Origin of the sequence: Jannaschia aquimarina (assembly GCF_000877395.1) — a bacterium.
GTDB lineage: Bacteria > Pseudomonadota > Alphaproteobacteria > Rhodobacterales > Rhodobacteraceae > Jannaschia > Jannaschia aquimarina.
In genome coordinates this window covers 223074-239872 of record NZ_JYFE01000060.1, presented here as the reverse complement: position 1 = coordinate 239872, position 16799 = coordinate 223074, and the positions used below count along the sequence as shown (strand labels likewise).

Genomic DNA, 16799 nt, shown 5'->3' with positions numbered 1-16799 from the left:
AGGCCATGTCGAGGGACTGCGACCGAGGGCCGTCTCGCCCCGCGCCGCCGGGATGCTAAGCCCGGATCATGATCGTCGTGACCGCAGATACCATCCGCAATCCCGCCATCCTGGAGGTGCGCCAGTTGCCGCGACGCTTCGTCGATCGGGTAACGGTCTGGCCGCGCAACGCCTCGGTGAAGACCGTGCTGCGGCTGCTCGCCGAGATGCAACTCCTGCGGTTCGCGAGTTGGCTGGCGCCGCTTGTCGTGATCGCATTGATCTGGCGGGGCGCGGCGCTGCCGTTGTCGCAGGCCCCCGTCCTGATGGTCGTCCTCGTGGCCTGGGCAGAGATGCGGCTGCTGCGCGCTTCGCCCCGCCGCCGGGCAGCGATGGACCGCGACGCCGCGGCTCGGACGCGCGACCTCATGACAGTCCAGGGACGCGCGGCGCTGACCCGGATCGCGGCTGGCCGGGACCTGCGTTCCGGCGCGCTGCGTCTGGTCGTCGAACAGTCACCCCTCCGGCTGCTGCCGCCGCTGACCTTCGTGACCGTTCAGGCCGAGGATCCGCCGCGTGTACTCGATCTGACAGAGAAGGAGCGTGCGATCCTGCACGAAGAGCTGTTCCAGGCCCCCCTGACAGAGCCCGCGCTGCACGAGGCGGCGACCGCGGAGGATGAGTTCCTGCAGGAAGTCGTACTCGATGCGCGCGGTCTGTCTGCCCACGCGCGCCTGTCCGCGGCACTCGCCTCGGATCGACGCGCCTAGCTTGCGGCGGATCTCGGCTCGAACCGCTTCGGCAGAGCCAGAGACGGCGCCGGTCGGACCAAGCGATACCGATCCGGTCCGCATCATCATCGGCCGGTTGTCAGTGCGACAGGTCCAGCACGCGGCCATAGGGCGCCGTCGCTCCGTTCGGGTCGGGAACAGCCCAGATCACGGGGAAGGGCGGGGGAGAGCCGGCGTCGCCGTCGAGATCCGTAAGGACGACCAGCGCGGCCGCTGATAGGCCTCGTGCAGCCTCGATCACCGGGGCGAACGAAGTGCCGCCCTCACGAGGCATCGGAGGCAGCCGGGGCGCCACACCCGGCTCGATGCGCGCATGATGGCGGATCGCTTCGTCGAAGACGAGGAGGTGGAGTTCGGCCCGCAGACGTCGGGCGATGCCGGTCACCTCGGCCCAGAACAGGGCGAGCCGTGCATCGTCGACGCTGCCGGAGGCATCGAGGGCGACGGCGATGCGGGGGATGTCCGATGTCGGGCGTTGGCCCGCCTCGAAGCCGGGGACAAATGTGCCCGCGCGTTCCGCCTGCGCGGCCACGGCAAGCCAGCGGCGCGACGGGCGCATCGGCGCCGGGCGCGGGATCGGCGTCGCCGCGCGCGCCAAGAGGCCGCGCAAGACGACCTCCCAGGGCGTCTGCGGGCTCGGGATGTCGGCGATCAGGTGGCCCACGCGCCCAAGTCCTCTTCCCGTCCGACGGCCGGTGTCGAGCGCGCGCGACAGGTGTTGGCGCCACCGCGCGGCATCCTCTGAGGCGTCAGCGGCGTCGCCGGCCTCTGGCGCCAGATCGCGGACGAAGCCGCGCGCCGCATCACCCTCTCCTGCGCCGGTCCCGGCAAGCGCGTGATAAAGCCGCTCTACATCCCAGTCGGCCAGCGTGCCCTCGATGCCCGCTTCGGCCAGAACAACACTGAGGGTCGGTGTCGGACGCGGCAAGGCGTGCCCGGCAAGCGTCACGGCCTCGTTGACAAGCGCGTCGGCGGCGAGGTTCCAGCGCGCGGCGTCGAACGCGTCGCCCAGCCTATGCGCCATGTCGGCCATACGCGCCGAATGGCGCAACGCGACATGCAACACGTGGTGGGCCGCAACGCTCTGCTGTTCGTGCCCCGGACGCTCGGCGAAGTCCGCGCCATAGGTGATCGTTGTGCCTATGGTCCCGGTCTCTTCGCCATCGCGGTGTACGCACCAGAGCGACAATGCGGCGATGGCGGGATCGGTCTCGACCAGAGCCTCCAGCGCGGCGCGCGCGCGGCGCGAATGGACACTCACGAGGCCCGCGCGGCCATGTGCGCGGCGTAGCCCGGCGCGTCCCGGAAAGCCTCTTGCCACCCTCGCTCAAGCGCGCGTTCGATCAGAAGTTCGAAGCCGTAGCTGGAAAGTTCTCCGAGCGGGAGGCGCTCCAGCTCGGTCGTGCCGCGGTCGGTGGCGAGCGTCCGGATTCCCGCCATGACCTCGATCGCATCGGGCAGGCTCTCCTCATCGGCCAGCGCGACGATCGCGTAGGTCAGCGCGGTCAACGCGTGCAGGGTGTCGGGGTAGAGTTCCGGGCGGTCGCGCGGAGAGGCAGCCATGATCGCTTCGGCATTGATCTGTGTCGCCGCCTCACGCTCTAGCAGCGCGAATTCCGCCGCTGGTGCTTCGCCGACCACGCCCGCGATCAGCACGTCCCGGGTAGTCCGGTCCGGAATGGCGCCGAGGATATCCGAGACACGGGCCCAGGCGCGGGGCGTACAGGCGATGGTCTCCCCCCGGCGGAGTGAGTCCTCGGTCGTGTCCAGAAGATCGGGCCGCAACCGGATAAACGCCGCGACGGCAGGATGAACGCCCTGCGGGACGGCGAAACCGCGAAGCCAGTCGCCTGCCTCGGCGCGCAGGGCGAGGTGGATCAGACGATCCGCAAGCGCGGTGCCCATCTCATAGGCGATCGCGCCGTCCTCGGGCCCGTTGCCTGCGGCGACGACGAAGGCGGTGTCAGGCAGGTGCCATGTGCCGATGCGGCGTTCCTGCAGCAGGCCGTAGATCGTCGGCTGCAGGATCGGTGCGGCGGCCGTGAGTTCGTCGAGAAACAGGATCGCGGGCGCACCGGGGGCCGGCAGGTCCTCGGGCGGGTACCAGACCGTGCGCCGCGCCGTGTAGTCATAGAAGGGAAGCCCTCGCAGATCCGCGGGCTCGATGGTGGTCAGCCGCAGGTCATGGAGGCGCGCGCCGGTCTCATGGGCGAGCTGCTGAACGATCTCGGTCTTCCCGATCCCCGGCGGACCGTGAAGCATCCAGGAAGCCGTGAGCCCTCCGTCGGTCTGGGCGGCATAGCCCGCGCGCAGGGCATCGAGCGCCTGGCCCGCGGTGATGGAGGGCGTGTTCACCGGCATGGGGCGCTAGCTAGGGCGCGTCACTCGTGGATCGACGTCCGCGGCGTTGCGACGCGGCCTGACGGCGGATCGGCGTCATTGCCCCGGTCAAGCCGGGCGTCCTCTGCCTTGCGCTTCAGGACAGCCGAACGGAGCAGTCAATCCCAGCGAACCCCTCTCGATGCGCAGGCACGGCAGGTCCACCCAGACCAACGCTTTCATCCTCGGGCGATCCCCTGTCTCGACGCTCAGGCGATGGCGGCGAAATCCTCGATACGCGGATCGGCGACTTCGGCCATGAGATCGTGTAGGCGCGCCAGCAGGTCCCGCCGGAGGTCGGCAGCGCCCGGCGACGCCGCAAGATCGTTCAACTCGAACGGATCCGCTTCGAGATCGAAAAGCTCGACGGCGCCGTCCAGGTGCCAGATCAGCTTCTTGCGATCCGCCTCGATCATGCGCCAGGGCACCGTACCCATCCAGTCGCCCAAGGGCCGGTGCATCGCGAACATCTCCCGTCCGAGATCCGGCGCTTCCTCGCCCGCCATCACGCCCGAGAGGTCGCGGCCCCGCCATTCGGGCCGGGACGGCAGGTCGCAGAGCCGGGCGAGGGTGGGCGCGACATCGACCAGACTCGATGGCATATCGCTTCGCAGGCCATTCGAGATGCGGCCGGGCAGCCGGAAGATGAGCGGGACACGGATCGACTCCTCATATCCGACCATCTTGTGCCAGAGCCCGTGCGCGCCGAGGTTCTCGCCGTGGTCGGAAAGATAGATCACGATGGTGTCGTCCAACGTTCCTTCGGCCTCCAGGGCATTCAGGATCCGGCCGAGTTGATCGTCGATCAGGCTCGTGAAGCCCCAGTAGACGGCATACGACTTCCGCCAGGCTTCGAAGTCCTCGCCATGGTCGAGAAACAGCCTGCGGTAATAGCTCGTCTCGTTCGCCGCAGGCTCTCCGGGCCGGGGGCCGAAATTCGGCGGACGCACCGCGTCGGCCGGGTCGTACATCGAGAAATAGGGTTCCGGGATCACGAAGGGCGGATGCGGGCCGTTGAACGAGCAGACCTGGAAGAACGGCCGGCTCCGATCGCGCGTCCTCAGGTGATCGATGGCGATGTCGGCGATATAGGCGTCGTTCGTCGTCTCCGGCGCCATGTCGAGCGGCAGCGCGACCGGCGTCGACATCGAGGGCTGACGGTGGGTCCGCACGCGGGGGTCATTGAAGGTCCAGCCGTCGACCAGCCCCCGCTCCTTGCACCAGTCGGAATACAAAGCCGTCGAGTCCCCGGCGGCGCGGTCGGTGAATCGGTCGATGTTGTCCTGACCCAGATGCCACTTGCCGGCATAGCTGACCTCGTAGCCGCCGCCGCGGAACGTCTCCAGCAATTGGCAGGTCTCCAGCGCGCTCGTCGTGTTGTCGAGCATGTCGTTCTCGTGCGGATAAAGGCCGGTGAACAGCGCAGCCCGTGACGGCAGGCAGAGAGGACAGGGCGTCATCGCGCGGTCGAAACTGACCCCCTCGCGCGCCAGCCGGTCCATGTGAGGCGTCCGGCACGGCGTCTCGCCCCGAAAGCCGAGCGTATCCGGTCGCTGCTGATCGGACATCACCAGAAGGACATTGGGATGGGTCGTCATTCGCGGGAACCTCGAGTTCGGATGCGTACGCGCTGGATGTCAGTTCGACTGGGGCTGGTCGCGGCGCGTCATGAGATGCGCGCGCACCGCATCCGCCGCGGCGAGGGGGTCGCCGGACCGGATCGCCTCGACGATCGCACGATGCTGGGACACGACACGGGCGTGGATAGCCCGCCGCTCCGGTCCTTCCTCGGGATGGTAGAGTCCCCATTCGAGCAGGGCGGCGTGCAACGCGCCGGCCACGGCGTTGCCCTGCGCCGCCATCAGCTGGCGATGGAAGGCGACATCCGCCTCGCGGAACGCGGCGGCGCGGCCAGCGGCGGCGGCACAGGCGTCCAGCGCGGCCTCGATCCGCGCCAGGTCCTCCGGGTTCGGCTGCCGTGCGGCGTCCATCACGGCGCTCGTTTCCAGCATGATGCGCAGGTCGTAGAAATCGGAGCGGCGGGTCGTGTCGGGCAGCATGGCCTGCACCATGTCGCCGATCGCCTGCATCGCGCTCTCCGGTGTCGGTTCGACCACAACCGGAGCGATTCCGCGCTGGAGGCGCAGGAAGCCCTTCCGTTCCAGCATCAGCAACGCCTCTTTCACCGACGGCCTGCCGACATCGAACATTTCCATGAGTTGCCGTTCGGAAGGCAGCTTCGTGCCGGGGGGGAATTCGCCGGCGCGGATCGCCTTCAGGATCGCCTCCTCGATCTGCTCGCTGAGCCTGATGCGTCCGAGTTCCGTGTCCATGTCAGATCGCCTCCGCAGCGATGTCCGTCCCGTTCGGTGTCACCGCTGGAATGTAGCGGTCTGCGGCGGCGTCGAGAGCCGCCCGTGCATCTGCATCGAGCTGTCCGAAAGGCGGGCGGCAGTCGCCCATCGGGATGCCCGAGCGGGTGAGCAGGTATTTGAGCGCTGGGATCACGCCGGCAGCCACCATCGCCTCGATGAGGGCGTTCGCATCGGCCTGCAAGCTCCGCGCGGTATCCATGTCGCCCGCGCGAAAGGCGGCATCGATCGCGACGATGCGGTCTGGCTGTATATTGTATGTCGACCCGATGCCGCCATCCGCGCCCATCGACAGTCCCGCCAGCAATGTCTCGTCGAACCCGTGAAAGAGCCTCGCCTCCGGCCTGAGGCGCCGGAGCGACTCGAAGGCGAAAAGGTCGCCGCAGGTGTTCTTGACGCCGACGACGTTGGGAAGATCGCAGAGTTGCGCGATCTGATCCGCCGACCAGTGGACCCCGGACAGAGCTGGGAAGTTGTAAATCAGAAACGGCAGATCCGTCTGCCCGGCAAGCCACTCGTAATGGCGCAAGATCTCTTCGAATCCATACCGGTAGTAGAAGGGCGGGACGGCGGAAACCGCATCGTAGCCGGCCTCGGCCGCGAGCCGGGCGAGCCGTCCGGAAAGCGCGGGGTCCGGGTCTCCGACATGGGCGATGAGGGTCGAGCGCCCAGCGCAGGTGCGCGCGACGCGACGGAGCAATGCGGCTCGCTCCTGCTCCGAGAGGAGGAAGGCCTCGCCCGTACTTCCGCCGACGTAGAGACCGGACAGATGAGACGTGACGAGCCGCTCGACCAGATCGTCGAGCGACCCCTCGGCGATCGCGCCCTGCCTGTCGGTGAAAGGCGTCGGGAGGGCCGCAAAATACCCATTCAGATCGTTCATGATTGTCCCTCACACGCGCCGGAAAGTGGCATGACATGTTGACATGATGCTAAGATACGACTTAGCGTTCGTCAACGCCGGGCGATGGGAGATTCCGGCAAGGGAGGACCAGATATGAAAACGACCATTCTCGCCTTGGCCGTGGCATCGCTTGCGGTGACGACGAATGCAGGGCACGCGCAAACCCTGAAATTCTCGACGGTCGGAAAGGGCGGTGATCCCGACGCCGTCGCGATGCGCGTCTGGGAAGCCTATATCGAAGAGAATTCCGACCTGGAGGTCGACGTCTTCGACAGCGCCTCGCTGGTCGAGCAGGGCAAGCAGGGACAGGCGCTGGCACGCGGCACGGTGGATGCGGCCTACATGTCGCCGGCATGGTTCACCGACCAGGCTCCGAAATGGGAGATCTTCGCGACGCCCTACCTCCTGACCGGGCCCGAGCACATCTGCGCCGTCCGCCAGAGCGACATCTGGGACGACATGGTCGTAGAGATCGAGGATGCGATGGGCTTGCGGATCCTCGATGCGGCCTATCAGGGCACGCGGACGCTGAACCTGCGGGAGCGGCGCGACGTGAACACGCCGGCTGACCTCGAAGGGCTCGCCCTGCGCGTCGTCCCCTCCCCGTCGAACATCCTGATGGGCGAGGGACTGGGTGCGAACCCGACGCCGGTCCCCTTCTCCGAGCTGTACCTCGCGCTTCAGACCGGCACGGTGGATGCGCAGGAAAACCCGCTCACGTTGATCCACAGCCAGAAATTCTACGAGGTGACCGAGCAGATCGTGGATACGCGGCACAAGGTGCTGATCCAGTTCCCGGCCTTCTCGGCGCGCAACTGGCAGAACTTGACCGCCGAGCAGCAGCAGGTCGTCTCTGACGGCGCGCGTGAGGCCATGGCCGCCTATACCCAGTCCGTCATCGACCTGGAGGCATCGCTTCAGGAGACTCTGGAAGCGGAGGGGATCGTCTTTACCCAGCCCGACGTGGAAGCGTTCCGCAGCGCCGTCCAGACCCGCTTCCTGGAAAGCGATCTCGCCGCGAACTGGGAAGAAGGCATGTTCGAGACCATCGCTGGGATGGATATCCCGGCCGAGTGCCAGACCGACAGCTGAGGCCGGACCCGGCCGCGTGGCGGCCGGGATCCTTTCTGGATGGAGGCCGATATGAAAACGATCCTCTCCGCCGCGCTCGCCGCATCGATCATGGTCCCCGCCGCCTGGGCCGACCCGCTCGATCCGAACTGGACGCCGATGCCGTCACTCCCCGAGATGGGAGCGCTGGCGCAGATTGGCCGCTCCGGCCTCTGCGCCGGGACGTCCGACGGCGCCTTGCTATTCGCCGGCGGCGCCAATTTCCCCGAGCCGACGAAGACCGCGTCGCGGGGCGGGGCCAAGACTTACTACGACGATGTGCTGATCCTTCGCGGGCAGGACTGGATCGTCGCCGAAGGAACGATCCCTGTCCGTGCCGACAGCTTCCTGTCAGTGCAGGACGGGGACCGCGTCGTCTGCATCGGCGGTCAGGGATACCGTTCGGGCGCCGACAAGCGTGAAGACCTTGCAGCGGCCTTCTCGATGCGTCTGGAGGACGGCGCGCTTCTGATCGAGGATCTGCCGGACCTACCCGCCGCCTCGGTCCTCGGGGCAGGCGGGATCGCGGAGGGCCGACTGATCGCGACCGCCGGTATGGGCGTCTACGCGCTCGACCTTGTGGCCCCCGATGATGGCTGGTCCGAGATCGCGCAGATCCCCGGTCCCAAGCGTTCCGTCTATGGCGGGACGACTGCGGACGGGATGCTGTGGATCGTCGGCGGACGGAACAAGACGGGCGATGAGTGGTCCCATTACGCCGAGACCCATGCGCTGGACCTCGCGACTGGCACGTGGCGACGGGCGGCAGACTTCCCCGTCCCCGCCGGGTTCGTGACCGTGCTCGATGCGGGTGGCGGCAAGCTCGCCGCGATCGGCGGGGTCGATGCGGACTACTTCCTGCGCATCCAGAGCCAGGTCATCCCCCGCAACAAGGAAGAGAAGGGCAGCGACGCCTGGACCGCCCTGAACGATCAGGTCACCTGGCTCTTCGACCATCACCCGGGCTTCATGACCCAGCTCTTCGAGTATGACATAGCGGCGGATGCCTGGACGCAGATCGGCTGGCACCCCGGACCGGCGCCGATCAACCGCGCGCCCGTGCCGTTCGAGGGTGGATGGGTCCTTGCCGGTGGAGAGGTGTCCGCTGGAAAGCGCACGCCGCATGTCTGGAAGCTCGAGCTCGCCGACTAGGCTGACGGACCAGAGAGCTGGGGTGGCCGAACGCATGGACGAGGACGAAAGAGATCCGACGGGGGCCCCCGAGGCAGGACGCAGGGCTGAGGCGGCGGGACCGGCATGGCTCCGCCGCCTCCTGGCGTTTGCGACGGCGATCTCCGTCGCACTCTTCGCCGGGCTCTTCGTTACCTTCGTGGCGCAGGTATTCTGGCGCTACGTCCTGCGCGAACCGCTGGTCTGGACGCTCGAGGTGGCCGGCATCCTGTTTGTCGCCGTCAGCCTTTTCACCGCGGCCACGCAGATGCCGATGCGAGAGCATGTCGCGCTCGATCTGCTGATCGACGCGCTGCCGCAACGCCTCGGTGACTGGGCCAAGGCCGCGTCCCTCCTGCTCTTCGCGCTCGTCATGCTGCTATCGGTCCCGGACACGGTCCGTGTCCTCGAATGGATGTACCGCGAACGGACCATCACCCTGAAGTTCAACCTCGGGCACCTCTTCGTTCTGATGATCGCCTTCGTGCTGATCTACGCCGCCCGCGCGGTCTGGACGGCACTCGGTCTGATCCGGGCCGGGCATCGGGACTGACATGAGCGATCCGCTTCTCTGGGCCACGATCTATTTCGGCGTACAGATCCTGCTTGGCCTGCCCATCGGCTTCGTGCTGATCTCCACGGTCGTGGTCTGGGCCTTCTTCGCCGGTGCCGACATGAGCCTCATGGCCGAGCGTGTCATCTTCGCCTCGGTCGAGAATATCATCGTCATCGCCATCCCGCTCTTCATCTTCACGGCCAAGGTGATGGACCACGGCGGCATCTCGGAACGTTTGCTGCGCTTCTGCCTCGCCCTCGTGGGGCATCGGCCAGGCGGGCTGGCTCAGGTCAACATCGTCTCGTCCGTCATCTTCTCTGGCATGAGCGGGGACGCCACATCCGACGCATCGGGTATCGGTCAGGTCCTCATCAAGATGATGCGCGAACAGGATCGGTATCCGCCTGCTTATGCGGCGGCTGTGACAGTCGCCTCGTCCTGCATCGGGCCGATCATTCCGCCGTCGATCCCGATGCTCGTCTACGCCTTCTTCTCGGGCGCCTCGGTGGGCGCGCTGTTCCTGGCAGGGATCGTGCCGGGTCTCCTGATGGGGGTGGCGATGATGGTACTGGTGGCACGGCAGGCCCGGCGGCGCGGCTTCCCGACCGAAAAGCGGATGGCGAGAGCGGCGATGCTGTCCGCGACCCTGGCCGCGCTCGGCCCGCTGATGATGCCGGTGATCCTTCTGGGCGGAATCTATTCGGGCGCCTTCACCCCGACGGAAGCTGCCGCGGTCGCCGGTCTCTATGCCATTCTTCTTTCCGTCTTTCTCTACCGGAGATCATCCTGGTCCGGCCTCTACGCCGCCCTTTCCGAGAGCGCGCGTCAATCGGGCATGGTGTTCCTGCTGATCGGGGGCGGATTCGCACTCAACTACGTCTTCACTGTCGAGAAGGTGACGGAGGCCATCACCACCGCGATCCTCTCGTTCGAGATCACGCAGATGCAATTGCTGTTCCTCGTTCACGGGGCCTTCGTCGTCATGGGGATGTTCCTAACGAAGGCGCCGATGATGTATGTCGTTATCCCCGCGCTGCTCCCCGGCCTTGCCGCGGCAGGCGTCGACATGGTGCATTTCGGGGTGATCATCACGCTTAACATGATGGTCTCGATGATCACGCCGCCCATGGGCCTGATGGTGTTCATCGTCGGCGGTCTCGCCCGGATTCCCATCGGCCAGATCTTCCGGGAAAGTATTCCGTTCATGCTGACGCTGTACGCGGTGATGATCCTGATCACGGCCTTCCCTGAACTCGTCCTCTGGCTGCCGGGGACGTTCGAGTAGAGCGGTTCTCGCAGGTCAGGCCGGATCAGTGGTGCGGCCAGAGGCCGGTCTCCGACTGTTCACCGGAACCGTCGAACAAGGCCGTCTGTCACCCGGCAGTCCCCGGGCAACCTCCGGATAGCCGCCTGAAGCCCGACATGCCGCTGCGGGAGGCACCGGCGTGGTGCGCCGGCCCCTATCTTCATGCCCCTTTTCGGTAGCGACCCTCGCAGCACGCCCTTGGATCAGTCCAGATCGATCCATTTGGCATCTTGTTTTGATGATTTGACGCATGCATCGACGAATTGCATTCCGGCGAGGCCGTCTGTGATGCCGGGCAGGAGGGTGTCGATCGTCTTTCCCGTGCGGGCCGCTTCGATAAGGTCGGCGGCCTCCGTGTAGAGGTTGGCGAAGCCTTCGAGGTAGCCTTCGGGATGACCGGGCGGGATGCGCGACACACGCGCCGCCGCGTCACCGGCTCCGGCGCCGCCCCGCGTAATGAGGCGTTTCGGCTCACCCAGCGGCGTGTGCCAAAGCAAATTCGGATCCTCCTGCGCCCATTCGAGCCCGCCCTTGTCGCCGTAGACGCGCAGGCGCAGCGCGTTCTCATTGCCCGGCGCGACCTGACTGCACCACAGCATGCCGCGCGCCCCGCCCTCGTATCGCAGCAGGATGTGGCCGTTGTCGTCGAGCCGCCGTCCCGGCACGAAGGCCTGCAGGTCCGCCGCCAGCCGCTCGGCCCGCAGCCCCGTGACGAAGCCCGCGAGGTTGAAGGCATGGGTGCCGATATCGCCCACCGCGCCCCCCGCGCCCGAACGCGCGGGGTCGGTGCGCCACTCGGCTTGCTTGAGCCCCGCGCCTTCCTGCGCCTCCGTCAGCCAGTCCTGCGGGTATTCCACCTGCACGACGCGGATCGTCCCGATCGCGCCCGATTCGACCATCTCGCGGGCCTGCCGCACCATCGGGTAGCCGGTATAATTGTGGGTCAGGACGAACAGCGCGCCGGAATGTTCCACCGCCTTCGCCATCTTCTTGGCATCGGCCAGGGTCGAGGTCAGCGGCTTGTCGCAGATAACGTGGATCCCGCGTTTGAGGAACTCGCGCGCGGCGGCGTAGTGAACATGGTTCGGCGTGACGATCGAGACGGCCTCGATCCCGTCTTTCCGCTGCGCCTCCCGCTGCGCCATCGCCTTGAAGTCGTCGTAGCTGCGGGCGAGGCCCAGCGCCTCGGCACTGGCGCGCGCCTTCTCGGGCGTGGAGGACAGCGCGCCGGCGACCAGCTCGAACCGGTCATCGAGGCGCGCGGCGATGCGGTGGACGCCGCCGATGAAGGCGTCGTTGCCGCCGCCGACCATACCTAGGCGGATGCGCCGGCCGCGGCTCTCGTCGCGTCCTGTAACCATCAGCCGATCCCCAGCATCTTGCGGTTGGCTGCGTCATCGGTGCCGCCGTCGGCGAAATCGTCGAAGGCCCTCTCGGTAACCCGGATGATATGGTCGCGGACGAACTGCGCGCCTTCGCGCGCCCCGTCCTCGGGGTGCTTGAGCGCACATTCCCATTCGACCACGGCCCATCCGTCGAAGTCGTTGGCCGCCATCTTCGAGAAGACCGCCCCGAAGTCGACCTGCCCGTCGCCGAGGCTGCGGAACCGGCCCGCCCGGTCGACCCAGGATTGATAGCCGCCGTAAACGCCCTGACGTCCGGTCGGATTGAACTCCGCGTCCTTGACGTGGAACATGCCGATCCGGTCGCGGTAAATGTCGATGTTGTCGAGGTAATCGAGGCATTGCAGCACGTAGTGACTGGGGTCGTAGAGCATCTTCGCGCGGGGATGTTGCCGGACGCGGTCGAGAAACATCTCGAAGGTGGCGCCGTCATGCAGATCCTCGCCGGGATGGATCTCGTAGCAGAGATCGACACCGCAATCCTCGGCATGGTCCAAGATCGGGCGCCAGCGGGCGGCGAGTTCGTCGAAAGCGGCCTCGACCAGGCCCGCAGGCCGCTGTGGCCAGGGGTAGGCATAGGGCCACGCGAGGGCGCCGGAGAAGGTCGCGTGAGCGGGGATCCCCATGTTCCCGGACGCCGTGAGCGCTTTCTTCACCTGGTCGACCGCCCATTCCTGCCGCGCCTTCGGATCGCCACGGACGGACGGGTCGGCAAAGCCGTCGAAAGCCGTGTCATAGGCCGGATGGACCGCGACCAGCTGGCCCTGCAGATGGGTCGAAAGCTCCGTCACCTCGACCCCGTTCTCGGCGGCCCGACCCGTGAACTCGTCACAGTAGTCCTTCGACGCCGCTGCCTTCGCGAGATCGAACAGACGCCCGTCCCAACTGGGCACCTGCACACCCTCGTAGCCGCAATCCGCAGCCCACGCCGTAATTCCATCCCACGAGTCGAACGGCGCTTCATCCCCCGCAAACTGAGCAAGAAAAAGCGCCGGCCCCTTGATCGTCTTCATGGCGTGTCCTCCGGTGAGAGCGGGACGTTTTCCCGCAGGTGGATATCGATGCGGATGCGCTCCTGCCCCGGATCAAATGCGGCACCGTCCGCGCTCGCGCGAAGAAGGCGGATGGCCGAGCGGACCAGATGGCCCGCATCCTGCACGATCAGGGCGTCGAATGTTCCGTCCATCAGCGCGGCGCGCGTGGTCGGCGTCAATTCGTGCGCGATGACGGTGACGTCGTGGGGCATGGTCCGCAGGGCGCGGATCAGACCCGCATTGCCCGCCGCGGAGGAATAGACACCGACCACATCGTTTCCTTCGGACAGGACCCGGGCAAGCATCGCGGCCACGCGGTTGGCGTCGTCGCGCCCCTCGATCGACGCACCGACCTCGAGGTGGGGATACTCGGCCATGACTTGATCGAACCCCTGGCGGCGCTCAAGGTGGTCACGAGCGAGACGCGAGCCGGTCAGCACGACAACCCGGCCGGACCTGCGCGTGAAGCGGCCCATCAGTCGCCCGGCGGTCCGGCCCGCGCGGACATTGTCGATCCCGACGAAATGATCCCGCTCTGACGAGGGCAGGTCCGAGACCAGAGCCACCACCGCAATGCCGCGTTCGCGTGCCCGGCGAACGGCATCGCGTACTGCTGGCGTTTCCGGGCCGAAAAGAGCCACACCATCCAGCGAGGCAGGCAGGGCATCCACAGCGTCGGCCAATGCCTGCGGGTCGAAGGGAGCCACGGGGACGACGGTCGGACGCGTGCGGTGAACCGAAGCGCCGGTGGCCTGCTCAGCGACAGCGTCGCGCAGAGCGGCCACGAATTCGTTGTCGGTGTCGGGCAACAGGAACGCCATCTCGTAGAGGCGGCGGCGGGCAAGGTTGGCGGCGGCGGTATCGCGGACATAGCCCAGCTCGGCGATTGCGTTCTGTACCCGGGCGATGGTGGCCGGACGCACCCCGGCGCGCGCGTTCAGCACCCGGTCGACTGTGGCAAGGCTGACCCCCGCGGCGCGGGCGACATCGTTCAGGGTGGGCTTGGCGCCCGTATCGTCCGGTCTTGCCATCCCCGCTCAGGCCAGCGCCCGGGCGAGGCCCTCGAAGACCCGCGCCACGGCCTCGGCGCCCGGGTCCTTGTGACCGGCCAGGTTCGTCTCGGGGACGTAGGCGGCGCGACCTGCCTTGGCGCGGTGGATCGACGCGGTGGCGTCGGCCCCCTCGCGCGCGGCCTGCGCGGCCGCGTCGATGCCCTGGGGCAAGGCGTCAAGAGCCGGGGCCAGCGCGTCGATCATCGTGCGGTCGCCCAGTTGCGCCCCGCCCACCTGGCCGACCCGATCGAGCCCCGCCCGCAAAGCCATTCGCGCATTCGCGCCCGACGCCGAAGCATCGCCCGCTGCGTTGAAAAAGATGGCCAGGATCACGCCGGACGACCCGCCCATGGTTTGCGAAACCTCGTTGCCCAGCGCGGGGAAGAGCTGCGTCAGGTCCGCCAGAGGCATCCGGTCCAGGGCGTCCCGCAGAGCGCGCGCCGCCGTCGCCAGGGTCGAGCCGGTGTCGCCGTCGCCGGATTTCGCGTCGAGCGCGTTCAGGTCGGACTCGGCGGCGATGAGGAGAGCACAGACATCCTCGATCACCCCGCGGACGCGGGGGTTCTCGGACGGGATCGGTGCGATAGGGGTCAGGCCGTCGGGCAAGAGTCGGATCTGCGGTTCCGCGAGCGTCTGCATTCCCGGCCAGGCGGCCATGGGAACGGCGGCCGCCAGCAGTTCCGCTTCACCTTCCTTCAAGTCCAGCACCGAGAGCGAGACCCCGTGCATGTCGAGAGATGTCATCAAGCGCGCCGGTCCGATGATGCGGCCCGCGATCCCCGCGCGGTGGACGGCGCGGGTCAACACCGACAATTCCAAGGGCGTCGTCGAACCCAGATCGTTGACCAGAACGACACGGTCGGCATCGGATTCCGGAAGGCGGGCCGCCATGGTGGCAACGGCCTCGTCGGCGCCTTCGAAATCGATCTGCTCGACCCCCGGCTCCCCGTGGATACGGAGGCCCAGCTCCGCCTTGCCCGGCGGTATGCGGTCCTCGCGCGCGCTCCCCGGCACGGTGCAGGTCGAGAGCGATTTGCCGATGGACGCGATGCGCGGGATCAAGTCGCGAGCGGCGGAGGCGATGGTGGCCAGATCGTCGCCACGTTCCGCCATCGCTCCTGCGATCTTGTGCACGAAAAGCGTGCCAGCCACGCCGCGCGGCTGCGGCAGGTCGGGCAGGGCCACGTCATCGTCGACGACGACCATCTCGACCTGTTTGCCCAATGCCCGCGCACGCTCGGCGGCCAAGCCGAAATTCAGGCGGTCACCGGTATAGTTCTTGACGATCAGCAGGCAGCCTGCCTCTCCGGTCACTGCAAGGATGCCGGCCAGCACCGCCTCGACCGAAGGCGAAGCGAACACTTCGCCACAGACCGCCGCCGTCAACATGCCGGGCCCAACGAAGCCTGCATGGGCGGGCTCGTGCCCCGAACCGCCGCCGGAAACCAGCGCGACCCTGGACCGGTCCCAGTCGGCGCGGATGGCGACTTTGATATGCGGATATCCGTCGAGCCGGCCCAGCGTCCCGCCGGAGGACGCGACGAGGCCGTCGAGGGCTTCGGTCACGAGGTCGGCTTTGGCGTTGATGAACTGCATGGGGGACCTCCTCAGGGGGATGGTGAAAGATCGAGGGAGCGATATCCCGGCCCGGGGGCGGGGTCGTGGTGTTCATCCGGCAGGCGGCTCATAGCCGGCTGCCGTCGGCGTCGAACCAGAGCGGCTCGCGCGGGGCGATGCGGACGGTCTCGCCCGCGTTCGGGATCGTGCTGTCGGTCAGGGTGACGACGTCGTGGTCGCGCAGGCGGAGGTGCAGGCGGGTCTGGTCACCCAGATGTTCGACGCGGGTGACGGCGGCCTCGGTGCCATCGCCGATGACGATATGCTCTGGGCGCAGGCCCATGGTCCGTGCCGCGTCCGGCGCGTCACCCAGGAGACCTGCGGGCAGGAGATTGATGCGCGGAGAGCCCGAGCGCGCGGCCACATAAGCCGAGGCCGGGTTCTCGTAGACCTCACGCGGGGTGCCGACCTGAGCGAGGCGGCCATCATGCAATACGCCGATCTTGGAGGCCATGGTCATGGCCTCGACCTGATCGTGCGTGACGTAAAGCAGCGTCGCGGCCAGATCGGAGTGGATCCGCTTGAGTTCGACACGCAGGTCGGAGCGCAGCTTGGCGTCGAGCGAACTGAGCGGTTCGTCCATCAGAAAGACCGCAGGGTCGCGTACTAGCGCACGGCCGATGGATACGCGCTGCATTTCGCCGCCCGACAGCGCAGTGGCCTTATTGTCGAGCTTGTGCGGGATACGCAGCACCTCGGCCACTTCGCCGACACGACGGTCGATCTCGGCTTGTGGCGTGCGCAGGATTGGCGACTTCAGAGGGAATTCGAGGTTCTCGCGAACGGTCATGTGCGGATAGAGCGAGTACTGCTGGAACACCATCGCCACATCGCGTTGCGCTGGCGTGAGCCCGGCCATGTCGCGCCCGCCGATGGCGACGCTGCCGGCGTCAGGCGTTTCCAGCCCCGCAATCAGGCGCAGGGTTGTGATCTTGCCAGCACCGGTGGGGCCGAGCAAGACGACGAAAGCCCCGTCTTCGATGGTCAGTTTCATGTCGGAGACGGCCGTCGTCATACCGAACCGCTTGGTGACGGAGGAGAGGGCGACTTCAGCCATCAGGTGCTGCCTCCGAGAACTGCCGTGTCCTCGACAGGCCAGAGGAACTCGGGCCGCGAAAGATCGGCG

15 protein-coding genes are annotated in these 16799 nt (G+C 67.3%); 5 read left to right on the top strand and 10 right to left on the bottom strand.

The annotated features are described in order from the left end of the window. Positions 1 to 68: 68 nt before the first annotated feature. Positions 69 to 749 (top strand): hypothetical protein, encoded by a 681-nt coding sequence (locus jaqu_RS16635; RefSeq protein WP_043920107.1) that lies wholly within the window; start codon positions 69 to 71, stop codon positions 747 to 749. A 100-nt stretch (positions 750 to 849) separates the two neighbouring features. Here the strand turns inward: jaqu_RS16635 and jaqu_RS16630 are convergent, their stop codons facing one another. The 5 genes from jaqu_RS16630 to jaqu_RS16610 all read right to left on the bottom strand — a co-directional run bounded on the left by jaqu_RS16630 (position 850) and on the right by jaqu_RS16610 (position 6404). Continuing rightward, on the bottom strand, positions 850 to 2031 hold the full coding sequence (locus jaqu_RS16630; protein WP_043920234.1) for a vWA domain-containing protein: 1182 nt from the start codon (positions 2029 to 2031) through the stop codon (positions 850 to 852). Continuing rightward, positions 2028 to 3131 (bottom strand): AAA family ATPase, encoded by a 1104-nt coding sequence (locus jaqu_RS16625; protein WP_043920106.1) that lies wholly within the window; start codon positions 3129 to 3131, stop codon positions 2028 to 2030. The genes jaqu_RS16630 and jaqu_RS16625 overlap by 4 nt, the downstream gene beginning before the upstream one ends. A gap of 227 nt (positions 3132 to 3358) precedes the next feature. Next, entirely contained in the window at positions 3359 to 4747 is a 1389-nt protein-coding gene (locus jaqu_RS16620) for a sulfatase-like hydrolase/transferase (RefSeq protein WP_043920105.1), read from the bottom strand. Positions 4748 to 4786: 39 nt separating this feature from the next. Continuing rightward, on the bottom strand, positions 4787 to 5482 hold the full coding sequence (locus tag jaqu_RS16615; RefSeq protein WP_052501026.1) for a FadR/GntR family transcriptional regulator: 696 nt from the start codon (positions 5480 to 5482) through the stop codon (positions 4787 to 4789). 1 nt (position 5483) lies between these two features. Then, a complete protein-coding gene (locus jaqu_RS16610) occupies positions 5484 to 6404 on the bottom strand; it encodes an N-acetylneuraminate lyase (protein ID WP_043920103.1) in 921 nt (306 codons plus the stop codon). Between the two features lie 114 nt (positions 6405 to 6518). Here jaqu_RS16610 and dctP point away from each other — a divergent pair, with 114 nt between their 5' ends. The 4 genes from dctP to jaqu_RS16590 are packed head-to-tail and all read left to right on the top strand — an operon-like array spanning position 6519 to position 10546. After that, on the top strand, positions 6519 to 7517 hold the full coding sequence (gene dctP, locus jaqu_RS16605) for a TRAP transporter substrate-binding protein DctP (RefSeq protein WP_052501025.1): 999 nt from the start codon (positions 6519 to 6521) through the stop codon (positions 7515 to 7517). 51 nt (positions 7518 to 7568) lie between these two features. Further along, complete coding sequence (locus tag jaqu_RS16600; RefSeq protein ID WP_161793884.1) at positions 7569 to 8687, top strand: kelch repeat-containing protein; 1119 nt, start codon at positions 7569 to 7571, stop codon at positions 8685 to 8687. A 22-nt stretch (positions 8688 to 8709) separates the two neighbouring features. Continuing rightward, the gene (locus jaqu_RS20810) at positions 8710 to 9258 is read left to right on the top strand and encodes a TRAP transporter small permease (protein WP_161793883.1); all 549 of its coding nucleotides are present in this window, start codon (positions 8710 to 8712) and stop codon (positions 9256 to 9258) included. 1 nt (position 9259) lies between these two features. Beyond that, positions 9260 to 10546, top strand: a complete 1287-nt coding sequence (locus jaqu_RS16590) for a TRAP transporter large permease (protein WP_043920100.1) — start codon at positions 9260 to 9262, stop codon at positions 10544 to 10546. A 224-nt stretch (positions 10547 to 10770) separates the two neighbouring features. Here the strand turns inward: jaqu_RS16590 and jaqu_RS16585 are convergent, their stop codons facing one another. The 5 genes from jaqu_RS16585 to jaqu_RS16565 all read right to left on the bottom strand — a co-directional run bounded on the left by jaqu_RS16585 (position 10771) and on the right by jaqu_RS16565 (position 16730). Further along, a complete protein-coding gene (locus jaqu_RS16585; RefSeq protein WP_201774378.1) occupies positions 10771 to 11928 on the bottom strand; it encodes a Gfo/Idh/MocA family protein in 1158 nt (385 codons plus the stop codon). Beyond that, positions 11928 to 12983 (bottom strand): sugar phosphate isomerase/epimerase family protein, encoded by a 1056-nt coding sequence (locus tag jaqu_RS16580; protein ID WP_043920098.1) that lies wholly within the window; start codon positions 12981 to 12983, stop codon positions 11928 to 11930. Before jaqu_RS16580 ends, jaqu_RS16585 begins: the two co-directional genes overlap by 1 nt. Next, positions 12980 to 14035 carry a LacI family DNA-binding transcriptional regulator gene (locus tag jaqu_RS16575; RefSeq protein ID WP_043920097.1) on the bottom strand — a complete coding sequence of 352 codons (1056 nt, stop codon included), beginning with the start codon at positions 14033 to 14035 and terminating at the stop codon, positions 12980 to 12982. The genes jaqu_RS16580 and jaqu_RS16575 overlap by 4 nt, the downstream gene beginning before the upstream one ends. A gap of 6 nt (positions 14036 to 14041) precedes the next feature. Next, positions 14042 to 15652, bottom strand: a complete 1611-nt coding sequence (locus tag jaqu_RS16570; RefSeq protein WP_043920096.1) for a dihydroxyacetone kinase subunit DhaK — start codon at positions 15650 to 15652, stop codon at positions 14042 to 14044. A gap of 88 nt (positions 15653 to 15740) precedes the next feature. Further along, positions 15741 to 16730 carry an ABC transporter ATP-binding protein gene (locus jaqu_RS16565; protein WP_043920095.1) on the bottom strand — a complete coding sequence of 330 codons (990 nt, stop codon included), beginning with the start codon at positions 16728 to 16730 and terminating at the stop codon, positions 15741 to 15743. Positions 16731 to 16799 lie beyond the last annotated feature (69 nt).

What these genes read in the sequence shown, in the direction of transcription:
- jaqu_RS16615 (WP_052501026.1), bottom strand. Translation starts at nt 5,482, where the DNA reads ATGGACACGGAACTCGGACGCATCAGGCTCAGCGAGCAGATCGAGGAG.
- jaqu_RS16625 (WP_043920106.1), bottom strand. Translation starts at nt 3,131, where the DNA reads ATGCCGGTGAACACGCCCTCCATCACCGCGGGCCAGGCGCTCGATGCC.
- jaqu_RS16580 (WP_043920098.1), bottom strand. Translation starts at nt 12,983, where the DNA reads ATGAAGACGATCAAGGGGCCGGCGCTTTTTCTTGCTCAGTTTGCGGGG.
- jaqu_RS16635 (WP_043920107.1), top strand. Translation starts at nt 69, where the DNA reads ATGATCGTCGTGACCGCAGATACCATCCGCAATCCCGCCATCCTGGAG.
- jaqu_RS16575 (WP_043920097.1), bottom strand. Translation starts at nt 14,035, where the DNA reads ATGGCAAGACCGGACGATACGGGCGCCAAGCCCACCCTGAACGATGTC.
- jaqu_RS16590 (WP_043920100.1), top strand. Translation starts at nt 9,260, where the DNA reads ATGAGCGATCCGCTTCTCTGGGCCACGATCTATTTCGGCGTACAGATC.
- jaqu_RS16610 (WP_043920103.1), bottom strand. Translation starts at nt 6,404, where the DNA reads ATGAACGATCTGAATGGGTATTTTGCGGCCCTCCCGACGCCTTTCACC.
- jaqu_RS16565 (WP_043920095.1), bottom strand. Translation starts at nt 16,730, where the DNA reads ATGGCTGAAGTCGCCCTCTCCTCCGTCACCAAGCGGTTCGGTATGACG.
- jaqu_RS16600 (WP_161793884.1), top strand. Translation starts at nt 7,569, where the DNA reads ATGAAAACGATCCTCTCCGCCGCGCTCGCCGCATCGATCATGGTCCCC.
- jaqu_RS16620 (WP_043920105.1), bottom strand. Translation starts at nt 4,747, where the DNA reads ATGACGACCCATCCCAATGTCCTTCTGGTGATGTCCGATCAGCAGCGA.
- dctP (WP_052501025.1), top strand. Translation starts at nt 6,519, where the DNA reads ATGAAAACGACCATTCTCGCCTTGGCCGTGGCATCGCTTGCGGTGACG.
- jaqu_RS16585 (WP_201774378.1), bottom strand. Translation starts at nt 11,928, where the DNA reads ATGGTTACAGGACGCGACGAGAGCCGCGGCCGGCGCATCCGCCTAGGT.
- jaqu_RS16570 (WP_043920096.1), bottom strand. Translation starts at nt 15,652, where the DNA reads ATGCAGTTCATCAACGCCAAAGCCGACCTCGTGACCGAAGCCCTCGAC.